9 protein-coding genes and 6 tRNA genes are annotated in these 11,581 nt (G+C 52.8%); 6 read left to right on the forward strand and 9 right to left on the reverse strand.

The window, feature by feature from the left end:
• Window positions 1–19: 19 nt before the first annotated feature.
• Window positions 20–574: a nucleotidyltransferase family protein gene (locus ACZRKO_RS02140; RefSeq protein WP_463735628.1), complete on the reverse strand. Its 555-nt coding sequence runs from the start codon at window positions 572–574 to the stop codon at window positions 20–22.
• Between the two features lie 180 nt (window positions 575–754).
• Here ACZRKO_RS02140 and ACZRKO_RS02145 point away from each other — a divergent pair, with 180 nt between their 5' ends.
• Window positions 755–2,134 (forward strand): ethanolamine ammonia-lyase subunit EutB, encoded by a 1,380-nt coding sequence (locus ACZRKO_RS02145; RefSeq protein ID WP_463735629.1) that lies wholly within the window; start codon window positions 755–757, stop codon window positions 2,132–2,134.
• Complete coding sequence (eutC, locus tag ACZRKO_RS02150; RefSeq protein WP_463735630.1) at window positions 2,131–2,940, forward strand: ethanolamine ammonia-lyase subunit EutC; 810 nt, start codon at window positions 2,131–2,133, stop codon at window positions 2,938–2,940. The genes ACZRKO_RS02145 and eutC overlap by 4 nt, the downstream gene beginning before the upstream one ends.
• A gap of 183 nt (window positions 2,941–3,123) precedes the next feature.
• Here eutC and ACZRKO_RS02155 read toward each other — a convergent pair.
• From ACZRKO_RS02155 to ACZRKO_RS02170, 4 genes are all read right to left on the reverse strand, one after another.
• A tRNA-Lys gene (locus tag ACZRKO_RS02155) sits at window positions 3,124–3,199 on the reverse strand.
• Between the two features lie 7 nt (window positions 3,200–3,206).
• A tRNA-Val gene (locus tag ACZRKO_RS02160) sits at window positions 3,207–3,282 on the reverse strand.
• Window positions 3,283–3,324: 42 nt separating this feature from the next.
• A tRNA-Val gene (locus ACZRKO_RS02165) sits at window positions 3,325–3,400 on the reverse strand.
• A 48-nt stretch (window positions 3,401–3,448) separates the two neighbouring features.
• Window positions 3,449–3,524: transfer RNA gene (locus tag ACZRKO_RS02170), tRNA-Val, on the reverse strand.
• A 276-nt stretch (window positions 3,525–3,800) separates the two neighbouring features.
• Here ACZRKO_RS02170 and gltX point away from each other — a divergent pair.
• Complete coding sequence (gltX, locus tag ACZRKO_RS02175) at window positions 3,801–5,216, forward strand: glutamate--tRNA ligase (protein WP_463735631.1); 1,416 nt, start codon at window positions 3,801–3,803, stop codon at window positions 5,214–5,216.
• 87 nt (window positions 5,217–5,303) lie between these two features.
• Here gltX and ACZRKO_RS02180 read toward each other — a convergent pair whose 3' ends face one another.
• Window positions 5,304–6,095, reverse strand: a complete 792-nt coding sequence (locus ACZRKO_RS02180; RefSeq protein ID WP_463735632.1) for a formate/nitrite transporter family protein — start codon at window positions 6,093–6,095, stop codon at window positions 5,304–5,306.
• A 354-nt stretch (window positions 6,096–6,449) separates the two neighbouring features.
• On the opposite strand from ACZRKO_RS02180, the gene ACZRKO_RS02185 reads away from it, so the two are divergent.
• Window positions 6,450–6,525: transfer RNA gene (locus ACZRKO_RS02185), tRNA-Ala, on the forward strand.
• Window positions 6,526–6,600: 75 nt separating this feature from the next.
• Window positions 6,601–6,676: transfer RNA gene (locus tag ACZRKO_RS02190), tRNA-Ala, on the forward strand.
• A gap of 154 nt (window positions 6,677–6,830) precedes the next feature.
• On the opposite strand, the gene ACZRKO_RS02195 is transcribed toward ACZRKO_RS02190, so the two are convergent.
• Entirely contained in the window at window positions 6,831–8,036 is a 1,206-nt protein-coding gene (locus tag ACZRKO_RS02195) for a NupC/NupG family nucleoside CNT transporter (protein ID WP_463735633.1), read from the reverse strand.
• A gap of 410 nt (window positions 8,037–8,446) precedes the next feature.
• Between ACZRKO_RS02195 and ACZRKO_RS02200 the strand changes: the two genes are divergently transcribed.
• Window positions 8,447–9,679 (forward strand): Nramp family divalent metal transporter, encoded by a 1,233-nt coding sequence (locus tag ACZRKO_RS02200; RefSeq protein WP_463735634.1) that lies wholly within the window; start codon window positions 8,447–8,449, stop codon window positions 9,677–9,679.
• 75 nt (window positions 9,680–9,754) lie between these two features.
• Here ACZRKO_RS02200 and ACZRKO_RS02205 read toward each other — a convergent pair whose 3' ends face one another.
• On the reverse strand, window positions 9,755–10,174 hold the full coding sequence (locus ACZRKO_RS02205; RefSeq protein WP_463735635.1) for a DUF2502 domain-containing protein: 420 nt from the start codon (window positions 10,172–10,174) through the stop codon (window positions 9,755–9,757).
• Window positions 10,175–10,338: 164 nt separating this feature from the next.
• Window positions 10,339–11,328 (reverse strand): L-glyceraldehyde 3-phosphate reductase, encoded by a 990-nt coding sequence (mgrA, locus tag ACZRKO_RS02210; protein ID WP_463735636.1) that lies wholly within the window; start codon window positions 11,326–11,328, stop codon window positions 10,339–10,341.
• Window positions 11,329–11,581: the final 253 nt, after the last annotated feature.

The following is an 11,581-nucleotide window of genomic DNA, read 5'->3' on the forward strand; positions in this document are numbered from 1 at the left end:
TACGCTGTTTTCGCAATACTTACATTTTAAGCTGCAGGCGCGGCCAGCGGGTTAACCAACCCTTACTTTCGGCTCTCTCCAGCATAACTTGCGGACTGCCGTGGCGCGGGTTCGCCGTGATGCTAAATTCAAACAGTTCTGCCGTGCCTAAGGGCGCGACCAGTTCCACCGCACCGTCCGGGCTCAGCGCTGCACCAATCACCGTCTCTGTTTCAACCCAATAGCTCATGGCTTCACTGCTGGAAGAGTAGGGCAAATGATCGTGCATCACATGCATTCGGGCCTGATTTTTCACCGACCACGGCAGCGCGGCGGCCTTGGCCAGATGCTGTTCGAGTCGTTTCTCTGTTTCCACGCAGACGTCCTGTGAATCAAAATAGATCACGTCGATATCGTTAAGGGACGTGGTCTGCGCTACGTCATGCAGGCGATCCCATACCAGATTGCGCACGAAGCCCGCCGCCAGACACCAGTCGTTGAGTTCCAGCTCCCGTGCCGTTCGCAGCGCCAACATGCGCATGGGATCCTGCTCAATCCAGCCAATAATGGTTTGTTGCCGTTGCTGCTCAGTCATCCGTTTCCTCCCATTTTTTGATGAGTAGAGTGTAAACCAGCAAGATGACAAAACGGAATGAGTGAAAGGTTACTGCACAGGGCTGTACTGCGCGCGGTGAACGTGGCTATTATCGTTTCTGCCTGCACACTTTATGTTCGCTGCTTTTGATATCCAGAACCCGTCAGCCTGAGGAGCGTTATGTATCAAACCACGTTGAGCCACCGCAGCTATCAGTTTCGCGACCTTAAGGACTTGATGGCGAAAGCGTCCCCGGCTCGTTCCGGGGATTCTCTGGCGCAAGTGGCGGCCGGCAGCGCAGAAGAGCGCATGGCCGCCAAAATGGCGCTGGCTGAGTTGCCGCTGAAAACCTTCCTGCAACAACTGCTCATCCCCTATGAAAGCGACGAAGTGACCCGGCTGATCATCGATACTCATGACGTTCAGGCATTTGCTTTGATTTCTCATCTTACGGTGGGGGATTTTCGTGACTGGCTGTTGAGTGAAAAAACCGACAGCGCTGTGCTGGCCCGCGTCGCTCCGGGCATAACCCCGGAAATGGCCGCCGCTGTCAGTAAGTTAATGCGCAATCAAGACCTGATTCTGGTGGCGAAAAAATGCCGCGTGATCACCCGTTTTCGCAATACCCTCGGCTTGCCCGGACACATGAGCGTGCGGCTGCAACCTAATCATCCGACCGATAATTTACAAGGTATCGCGGCCAGTATGCTCGACGGGCTGCTATACGGTTCGGGGGATGCAGTGATTGGCATTAATCCGGCCAGCGACAGTCTGCCGCTGCTGGAAAATCTGAATTACATGCTCGACGATATCATCACTCGTTTTGAGATCCCCACGCAGTCCTGCGTGCTGACGCACGTGACCAACACCATCAAACTGGTGGAACGCGGCGCGCCGGTTGATCTGGTGTTTCAGTCGATTGCCGGCACCGAAGCGGCCAACAGCGGTTTTGGTATCAATCTGGCGCTGCTGGCGGAAGCGCAGCAGGCAGCTCTGAGCCTTAATCGGGGGACGCTTGGAAATAACGTGATGTATTTCGAAACCGGGCAGGGCAGTTGTCTGTCGGCCAATGCGCATTTCGGTGTCGATCAGCAGACGTGCGAAGCGCGGGCTTATGCAATTGCGCGGCATTTCTCGCCGCTGCTCATCAACACCGTGGTGGGGTTTATCGGGCCAGAATATCTTTATGACGGCAAACAGATCATCCGTGCCGGCTTGGAAGATCATTTCTGCGGCAAGTTACTCGGTTTACCGCTCGGGTGCGACGTCTGCTACACCAACCACGCCGAAGCGGATCAGGATGACATGGACACGCTGCTTACCCTGCTGGGGACGGCAGGGCTGACGTTTCTGATAGGCGTGCCTGGCGCGGATGACATTATGCTCAACTACCAGAGCACCTCGTTCCATGATGCGCTCTACATTCGTGAGCTTTTGGGGTTGAAACATGCGCCGGAATTTGCCCTGTGGCTGGAGAAAATGCACATTCTTGACCCGCAGGGGCAGTTGCTGGACGCCCGCGCATCTCACCCGTTATTGCAACTGAGGGCCGCCGTATGACCGAGGAAACTGAAAAAAGGTATTTGTCACTGGTTCATCCCAATCCGTGGGAGGCGCTGCGTCAGTTCACCGCCGCGCGCATTGCACTGGGGCGTACTGGATCGAGCCTGCCGACGGCAGAACTGCTGAACTTTGGTCTGGCGCATGCGCAAGCCAGGGATGCCGTCCATCTGCCTTTTGCCAGCGAAGACTTGGAGGCACCGCTGCATGAATTGGGGCTGAGCACCCTGACCGTCGCCAGCGCTGCGGTGGATCGCACGACTTATTTGTGTCGCCCGGATTTGGGTAGGAAACTCAGTGCAGACAGCCGCAAAATGCTATCCCTTCAAGCCAGCAAAGCGGCTGACCTGGTATTGGTCATCGCGGATGGGCTCTCTTCAAAAGCAGTTCACCGGCAGGCTGTCCCGCTAATTGCTGCATTGTTACCGTATTTACAACTTCTCGGGTTAACGCTGGGGCCGGTGGTGTTAGCGCATCAGTCACGCGTGGCACTGGGAGATGATATTGCCGAAGTGATGCAGGCAAAAGCGGTCGCGATACTGATTGGCGAACGGCCTGGATTATCATCTCCCGACAGCTTGGGTATTTACATGACCTGGGGGCCGCATACCAAAAGGCTGGAGTCGGAGCGCAATTGTATTTCGAATGTGCGTCCTGAAGGACTGGATCACCCGCAGGCAGCGTTCAAACTGGCCTGGCTGCTGGAGCAGGCATTTCAACGGCAGTTATCTGGAGTGAATTTGAAAGATGAGAGCGACAATCCGGCATTGCATAATAAAGTGATGCCGATGTTTAAGCTGGTGTAGGGGGATTATATTTCGTTTCTGTATTAACAAAGAGTGGTGGGCCGTGCTGGATTGATTCGGCGCGGGCAACGCTGGCGCGTTGTCGTCTCGCTTCGCTCGAACCAGCAGCTGGTTCGCCTCCATCACGGATTGACCCCGGATTTCACATACGAAAAAAGCGCCTAAAGGCGCTTTTTTCTGAATTGGTGGGCCGTGCTGGATTCGAACCAGCGACCAATTGATTAAAAGTCAACTGCTCTACCAACTGAGCTAACGGCCCGCAGAAGTGGTGGGCGATGACGGGTTCGAACCGCCGACCCCCTCCGTGTAAAGGAGATGCTCTACCAACTGAGCTAATCGCCCACTTCTGGGTATTCCACAACGTAAGAAAAACATACTGAGAATTGGTGGGCGATGACGGGTTCGAACCGCCGACCCCCTCCGTGTAAAGGAGATGCTCTACCAACTGAGCTAATCGCCCAATTCTCAATTCTTCTTACTATCACAACGCGTTCACTCTTAAAAAGAGTGGTGGGCGATGACGGGTTCGAACCGCCGACCCCCTCCGTGTAAAGGAGATGCTCTACCAACTGAGCTAATCGCCCCGTCGTGATGGAGTCGCATTATAGGGATCCTTGAACTTACGTCAACGGTTTTTAAAAACAAAAATGACTGTTCGGCGCAAAATTAGACAAGCTGACCGATTTCTCGCCCGCGTAGTTGATTCTTTACGCATTCATCCACTGAATAGCCTTCACGAACTCCCTATCGGCGTTGAGGATTCAGGGCAGAGTGGTAGAATGTCAGCCACTTTTTGTTAATTGATAGCAACGTCTACTGCGTTGGCTATAACACTATAAATAAGTAAGGCTGCACTCCAGATGAAAATCAAAACCCGTTTTGCTCCGAGCCCAACCGGCTATCTGCACGTCGGTGGCGCCCGTACCGCGCTTTACTCCTGGCTTTTCGCCCGTCACCTCGGCGGTGAGTTTGTGTTGCGTATTGAAGATACCGATCTCGAACGCTCCACGCAGGCGGCCATTGACGCGATTATGGATGGCATGAACTGGTTGAATCTGGACTGGGACGAAGGCCCGTATTTCCAGACTAAGCGTTTTGACCGCTACAACGGCGTGATTGACCAAATGCTGGAAAACGGCACCGCCTATAAGTGTTATTGCTCCAAAGAGCGTCTGGAAGCGCTGCGCGAAGAGCAGATGGCTAACAACGAGAAGCCTCGTTACGACGGCCGTTGCCGTGACAGCCACGAGCATCACGCTGCTGACGAGCCTTGTGTAGTGCGTTTTCGTAACCCGCAGGAAGGTTCTGTCATCTTTGACGACCAGATCCGTGGCCCGATCGAATTCAGCAATGACGAGCTGGACGATCTGATCATCCGCCGCACCGACGGTTCACCGACCTACAACTTCTGTGTGGTTGTGGACGACTGGGATATGGAGATCACTCACGTGATCCGTGGTGAAGATCACATCAACAACACCCCGCGTCAGATCAACATTCTGAAAGCACTGGGCGCGCCGGTGCCTGTTTATGCACACGTCTCGATGATCCTTGGCGATGACGGCAAAAAGCTGTCCAAGCGCCACGGCGCTGTCGGCGTAATGCAGTACCGCGACGATGGTTATTTGCCGGAAGCGCTGCTGAACTATCTGGTGCGCCTGGGCTGGTCACATGGTGATCAGGAGATCTTCAGCATTGAAGAGATGAAAGCGCTGTTCACACTGGATAACGTCAGCAAATCAGCCAGTGCGTTCAATACTGAAAAACTGCAATGGCTGAACCATCACTACATCAACTCGATGGATCCGCATTATGTGGCAACGCACCTGCTGTGGCACGTCGAGCAGTTGGGTATCGAAACCCGCAATGGTCCCCAGTTATTTGAAATCGTCACTCTGTTAGGCGAACGCTGCAAAACGCTCAAAGAGATGGCGGAATCTTGCCGTTACTTCTATGAAGACTTCAGCGAATTCGATGCTGACGCAGCCAAGAAACACCTGCGCCCGGTAGCACGCCAGCCGCTGGAAGCCGTTCGCGCCAAACTGGCTGCGATCACTGACTGGACTGCTGAAAACGTTCATAACGCGATTCAGGGCACTGCGGATGAGCTGGGTGTTGGTATGGGTAAAGTCGGTATGCCACTGCGCGTTGCTGTGACCGGTGCGGGTATGTCGCCAGGAATGGACGTGACCGTCCATGCCATCGGCCAGGGCCGTACGCTGTCGCGTATCGATCAGGCGCTGGCTTTTATTGCTGAGCGTGAAGCGCAGCAATAAGGTTCTGAACAGGCAGTAATACGAAAAGAAAAAGCCAGCCGGGTTGAATGATCGCCCGGCTGGTTTTTTTAATGCGTCAAAAACAGATTACGGCTGTTGTTCTGCCGGTGTTGCAGCGCCCGGACGGTAAGCCAGGAAGTACATCAGACCAACAAAACCGGCACCACCGACTGCGTTACCGAGGAATACGGCCGCGAAGTTCGGGAAGTATTGTGACCAGCTCAGCGCGCCTGCAAAAATCGCTGCCGGAATGATAAACATGTTAGCCACCACGTGCTGGAAGCCTATCGCCACAAAGGCCATGACCGGGAACCACATACCGATCACTTTCCCGCCGACTTCTTTACTGGCAAACGCCAGCCAGATCGCCAGACACACCAGCCAGTTACAGCCGATACCGGAAATGAACGCCTGCGTGAAGTCAGCGTTGACCTTCGCGGTGGCGGTTGCCACGGTTTTCGCCAGGAACGGGCCTTCAGTCAGGCCGAGAACGTGACCGAAGAAGTACGCCACGGCCAGACTGCCGAGCAGGTTAGCCAGCGTGACCCAGAACCAGTTACGCAAAACGGAGAGCAGGCTTATCTGACGCGCGAACCAGGCGATGGGCAACGTCATCATATTGCCGGTCAGCAGTTCTCCCCCTGCCAGTACCGTCAAAATGATCCCAACCGGGAAGACCGCTGCGCCCAATAAATTACTGAACGAGCCCCAGGATGCAGGCAATGTTCCTATTACATGCAGATCGAGCAGGAAACCGGTGGCGATGAATGCGCCAGCCAGGAATCCTAAAATTAACAAATTCAACATGGTTGCACGGCTTTTATTAACTCCAGCCGTTACAGCGATGGATGCGATTTCTTTAGGTGAATACAAGGACATGGGATGGCTCGAAAGTAGATGGATATGATTATTGCGCGGGCAGTCTAGATCCAGAATTTTCTGGAAACAAGCCGATTTTCATAGCTTGCTAACATTTCATTAATCAATAAATCACACATGTTAAAGAAATGAGTAAGAAGATCATCATGCTGACGAAAAATGTAGGCGGGTGCTTAAAGTAAAGATGACGTATTTAGCTACAAATTTGCTACAGGCGGCGCGGAATTCCTCAATGCCGTGGCCGGGTTGGCGGCTTTTTCATCGCTTGATAGCATAAACCGATTTAGCCGTTGACAGGGTAGGCGGGGTTTCATATTATGCGCCCCGTTCACCGGTTTTTAACCGGTCTGAATTGGGGGTATAGCTCAGCTGGGAGAGCGCTTGCATGGCATGCAAGAGGTCAGCGGTTCGATCCCGCTTATCTCCACCAACTTCCTTCCCAGGACAAGTTGGTTGTTTCCTTCCAGAGGAAACAGAAAGAAGTAAATTGTGAACTACCTCGTGTGGGGGTATAGCTCAGCTGGGAGAGCGCTTGCATGGCATGCAAGAGGTCAGCGGTTCGATCCCGCTTATCTCCACCAAAATTTTAAAAACCGGCCTCTGGCCGGTTTTTTGCTTTCTGGCATTCCCCTTTCTGCTCAGTACCACTTTCATCAATCACCAAATCGCAGACATAAAAAAAGGCGCCGAAGCGCCTTTCTTAAACTACCTAAACCACTTCACGATGCTTGCGACTTACGCCAGAACCAGACCGGCGATAGAAGCAGACAGTACGCTCACCAGCGTTGAGCCGTACAGCAGTTTCAGGCCGAAGCGAGAAACCACGTTGCCCTGATGTTCGTTCAGGCCTTTGATAGCCCCTGCAACGATACCAATCGAGGAGAAGTTAGCGAAAGAGACCAGGAACACGGACAGAATACCGACGCCGCGTGGTGACAGGTCACCCGCCACTTTTTGCAGATCCAGCATCGCAACGAATTCGTTGGAGACCAGTTTCGTGGCCATAATACTGCCCACCTGCAACGCTTCGTGACTTGGTACGCCCATCATCCAGGCAAACGGATAGAAGACAAAACCCAGCAGTTTTTGGAAGCTCATACCCTGCACGTTGAAGAGGGTAAAGATCCACTCAGTCAAGCCGTTCAGTGCCGCAATCAGCGCGATGAAACCAATCAACATGGCTGCAACGATAATGGCCACTTTGAAGCCTGCCAGGATGTATTCACCCAGCATTTCAAAGAAGCTCTGACCCTGATGGATATTACCGATTTGCAGATCCTCTTCTGAATCAACTTTATAAGGGTTGATCAGGGACAGTACGATAAAGGTACTGAACATGTTGAGGATAAGCGCGGCAACGACAAAGCGTGGTTCAAGCATGGTCATGTAAGCACCGACAATCGACATGGAAACCGTCGACATTGCGGTAGCGGCCATGGTGTACATGCGTTTTTCTGACATTTTGCCCAGAACATCTTTATACGCGATAAAGTTTTCTGACTGGCCTAGGATCAATGAACTCACGGCGTTGAAGGATTCAAGTTTCCCCATGCCGTTAATTTTTGATAACACGGTACCAATCGCGCGGATAACGATAGGCAAAATGCGGATATGCTGCAAAATACCAATCAGTGCAGAGATAAACACGATCGGGCACAATACATTCAGGAAGAAGAACGCTAATCCTTTATCGCTCATGTTCCCAAATACAAAACCCGTCCCTTGTGCGGCATAACCTAATAATTTTTCGAAGAAATCTGAGAAACCTTTAACGAATCCTAATCCCACTTCTGAGGACAGGAAGAAATAGGCTAACAGAACTTCAATGACCAACAGTTGGACGATGAAGCGCAAACGGATATTTTTGCGATCACGGCTCACCAGTAACGCCAGTAATGTGACAACGGCCAACGCTAATACAAAGTGCAGTATTCGGGACATGGGTGCTCCAAATTTGAGGCAGGCTATATTTCGACGGACATTCTATGTAACGCGTACATTTAAAACGTGAAGTGGCCTGCAAATATAGAAATTACAGACATCAATTGCAACATTTCTGAGCTGATGACACAAAAGATCAAGATGTTAGAAAAACAGGCACAATTGACATTCCTGTGCTAGTTTTATTATCTGCCGTAGTACGTTCAGAATCTGGGATTAATTTTCGTTTTTTAGAAATATCTGTTTCTGCCACAGGCATCTCATCAGGACTTTCCGGAAAGCCTGACACATAACATCTCAGTTGCTTCCTGCCTATCAGAGAAATCACTCAGATTAATCTAAATGCACTTGATAATCATTATCAATTATATATGCTTGCCATAAGCGCAATAAAAGTAAGGTTAACTGATATGCAGAACAGCCGTGCGGAGTCCTCCGGCCGTGCATCCCGCAAGTTAAAGCTCTCGCTGATGGGGCCGGCTTTTATTGCCGCCATCGGGTATATCGATCCGGGTAACTTCGCCACCAATATTCAGGCCGGGGCCTCTTTTGGTTATCAGCTGCTGTGGGTAGTGGTGTGGGCGAATATCATGGCGATGTTAATCCAGCTGCTGTCTGCCAAATTGGGTATTGCCACCGGCAAGAATCTGGCCGAACACATTCGTGATCGCTTTCCGCGTCCTGCCGTCTGGGCCTATTGGGTTCAGGCTGAAATTATTGCTATGGCAACCGATCTGGCCGAATTTATCGGCGCGGCGATTGGCTTCAAGCTTTTATTAGGCGTTTCGCTCCTTCAGGGCGCAGTGCTGACGGGCATCGCTACCTTTATTATCCTCGCCCTGCAAAAGCGCGGGCAGAAGCCGCTGGAGCTGGTGATTGCCGGTTTACTGCTGTTTGTCGCGGCGGCCTATATTGTTGAACTGTTCTTCTCGCAGCCAGACATGGTGGCATTGGGGAAAGGGATGTTGATCCCGAGCCTGGCGTCGGGTGATGCGGTTTATCTTGCCGCCGGTGTGCTGGGGGCGACCATCATGCCGCACGTCATTTATCTGCACTCTTCGCTTACTCAACGGGCGGGGAATGCATCGAAAGCGCAGCGTTACTCGGCGACCAAGCTGGATGTCAGCATTGCCATGACCATCGCCGGTTTCGTCAATCTGGCGATGATGGCGACCGCCGCTGCCGCGTTTCACTTCAGCGGGCACAGCGGCATCAGCGAACTCGATCAGGCGTATCTCACGCTGCAACCGCTGCTTGGCAACGCTGCCGCCACCACCTTTGGTCTGAGCCTGGTCGCCGCCGGGCTTTCATCGACTGTGGTCGGTACGCTGGCCGGACAGGTGGTGATGCAGGGTTTTGTAAAATTCTATATTCCGATTTGGGTACGCCGCGTCGTGACCATGCTGCCTTCCTTTATCGTGATCCTGATGGGGCTGGACGCGACGCGTATTCTGGTCATGAGCCAGGTACTGCTGAGCTTCGGGATTGCGCTGGCGTTGCTGCCACTGCTGGCCTTTACGGGTAACCGCCGGTTAATGGGGGATATGGTGAACTCGAAAACGGTGCAGTGGGCGGGGCGTCTTATTGTGCTGGTGGTGGTAAGTCTGAACGCTTACCTGCTGATAGGAATGATCTTCAGGTAGGTCTCGCTGAATCTCTGCCAAAGAAAACGGGACAGTTTGCGCTGTCCCGTTTTCTTTATCTCTAAATCTGCCGACTCACCGGCGGTGATCGCCATGACCACCGTGTCCATCATGCCCGCCGTGTCCGCGATCCGGACCGCGACCATGATCGTGGCTGTGATGACCATTATCGTGGTACGGACGCCCGTAATAACGCGGCGGAGGAGGTGGGCGATGGCGTGAACGGCTGTCCCACCAACCGCGATCGCGCCAGCGGCCGCCGTCCCAGTAATAACCGCGATGGCTGCGCTCACCGTAGTAGCGGCCACGGTGGTTATTCCACCAACCGGCATCACGCCAGTCGTAACCATCCCAGTAATAACCACGACGATCGCGGTCACCGATATTGATAGAAAGGCCCGGCGTATTCAGGCTAAAGCTGCTGGCCTGCACTGCGGGTGCTGCGGCGGGCAACAGGGCAAACAACAATGTTCCAAACAATAAAGGCTTTAACATGGCGCCTCCTGATTCCTTATAATTTCTGGTAACAGTTATAAGGGGGAGGCGACAACTATTCTATTGCCTGCAATCCTGTTTTGAATGCTTTACCCAGCTTAACGAAATACTTACACACAATTTTACTGCCTGTATTGCCATTTCGATGATGCAAGGGTAACCGCTTACACTAAAATGGCTTCGATATCCGCCAGCTCTTTTTCGCTGAAATGACGGTTAGCCACCATACCGACCGCATCATCGATTTGACTGGTTTTGCTGGCACCTATCAGTACTGACGTCACCTTATCCCCACGTAAGACCCAGGCTAGCGCCATCTGCGACAGCTTCTGGCCGCGCGCTTCAGCGATAGCATTCAGCTGGCGGACTTTCTCCAGTTTTTCGCTGGTCAACTGGTCGCTGGTCAGGAACTGGCTGCTGCTGGCGGCACGGGAATCCTGCGGAATACCGGCCAGATAGCGGTCCGTAAGTACGCCACCGGCGAGAGGGGAGAAGGCAATAGAGCCCACGCCGTTCTGCGCCAGCGTGTCGAGTAAGTCGGCTTCAACCCAACGTTCAAACATCGAGTATTTTGGCTGATGGATAAGGCAAGGAGTACCGAGTTGTTGCAGGATGTCAAACGCCTGCTTTGCACGCTCTGCCGGATAGTTCGACAGGCCAACGTACAATGCCTTGCCCTGGCGGACAATCAGGTCCAGCGCGGCCATAGTCTCTTCCAGCGGCGTGTCAGGATCCGGACGGTGATGATAGAAGATGTCCACGTAATCCAGCCCCATACGCCTGAGGCTTTGGTTCAGACTGGCGACCAGATACTTCTTCGAACCCCAATCACCGTAGGGGCCATCCCACATGGTGTAGCCGGCCTTGGAGGAGATGATCAGCTCGTCGCGGTAAGGCCGTAAATCCTCCTGCAGAATACGGCCAAAATGTTCTTCGGCCGACCCCGGAGGCGGCCCGTAGTTATTGGCTAAATCGAAATGGGTGATGCCGTGGTCGAAGGCGTGGCGGATCAGATTGCGGCCATTGTCGAAGTGAGCATTGTCACCGAAATTGTGCCACAGACCGAGGGAAACCGCGGGCAGTTTGAGACCACTGTGTCCACAGCGGCGGTATTCCATTGAGTCGTAACGGGTAGGGCTGGCCTGGTAAACCATAGGAGTCCTTATTATTTTAATCAGCACCGGAGTGCCGGCAGAGAACAGAGTAAAAAGACGTTTTAGTGTATGCGTTTTCACTGCTTTTGCCAGCTAACTTGATCACAGCCCGCGCTGATAACACGCTTTCAGAGCATTCCTTTTCGTTGCGTAAAGCAGGGGTTACGCCTGCGCATTACCTTTACTGATTAGCCGCAAGACATGCGACACGAACGTGCAGGGCTGTAACCCAAAATTTCCAATCACTATTTTT

This window comes from Ewingella sp. C233, assembly GCF_055407225.1.

What these genes read in the sequence shown, in the direction of transcription:
- ACZRKO_RS02140 (WP_463735628.1), bottom strand. Translation starts at nt 574, where the DNA reads ATGACTGAGCAGCAACGGCAACAAACCATTATTGGCTGGATTGAGCAG.
- ACZRKO_RS02145 (WP_463735629.1), top strand. Translation starts at nt 755, where the DNA reads ATGTATCAAACCACGTTGAGCCACCGCAGCTATCAGTTTCGCGACCTT.
- eutC (WP_463735630.1), top strand. Translation starts at nt 2,131, where the DNA reads ATGACCGAGGAAACTGAAAAAAGGTATTTGTCACTGGTTCATCCCAAT.
- gltX (WP_463735631.1), top strand. Translation starts at nt 3,801, where the DNA reads ATGAAAATCAAAACCCGTTTTGCTCCGAGCCCAACCGGCTATCTGCAC.
- ACZRKO_RS02180 (WP_463735632.1), bottom strand. Translation starts at nt 6,095, where the DNA reads ATGTCCTTGTATTCACCTAAAGAAATCGCATCCATCGCTGTAACGGCT.
- ACZRKO_RS02195 (WP_463735633.1), bottom strand. Translation starts at nt 8,036, where the DNA reads ATGTCCCGAATACTGCACTTTGTATTAGCGTTGGCCGTTGTCACATTA.
- ACZRKO_RS02200 (WP_463735634.1), top strand. Translation starts at nt 8,447, where the DNA reads ATGCAGAACAGCCGTGCGGAGTCCTCCGGCCGTGCATCCCGCAAGTTA.
- ACZRKO_RS02205 (WP_463735635.1), bottom strand. Translation starts at nt 10,174, where the DNA reads ATGTTAAAGCCTTTATTGTTTGGAACATTGTTGTTTGCCCTGTTGCCC.
- mgrA (WP_463735636.1), bottom strand. Translation starts at nt 11,328, where the DNA reads ATGGTTTACCAGGCCAGCCCTACCCGTTACGACTCAATGGAATACCGC.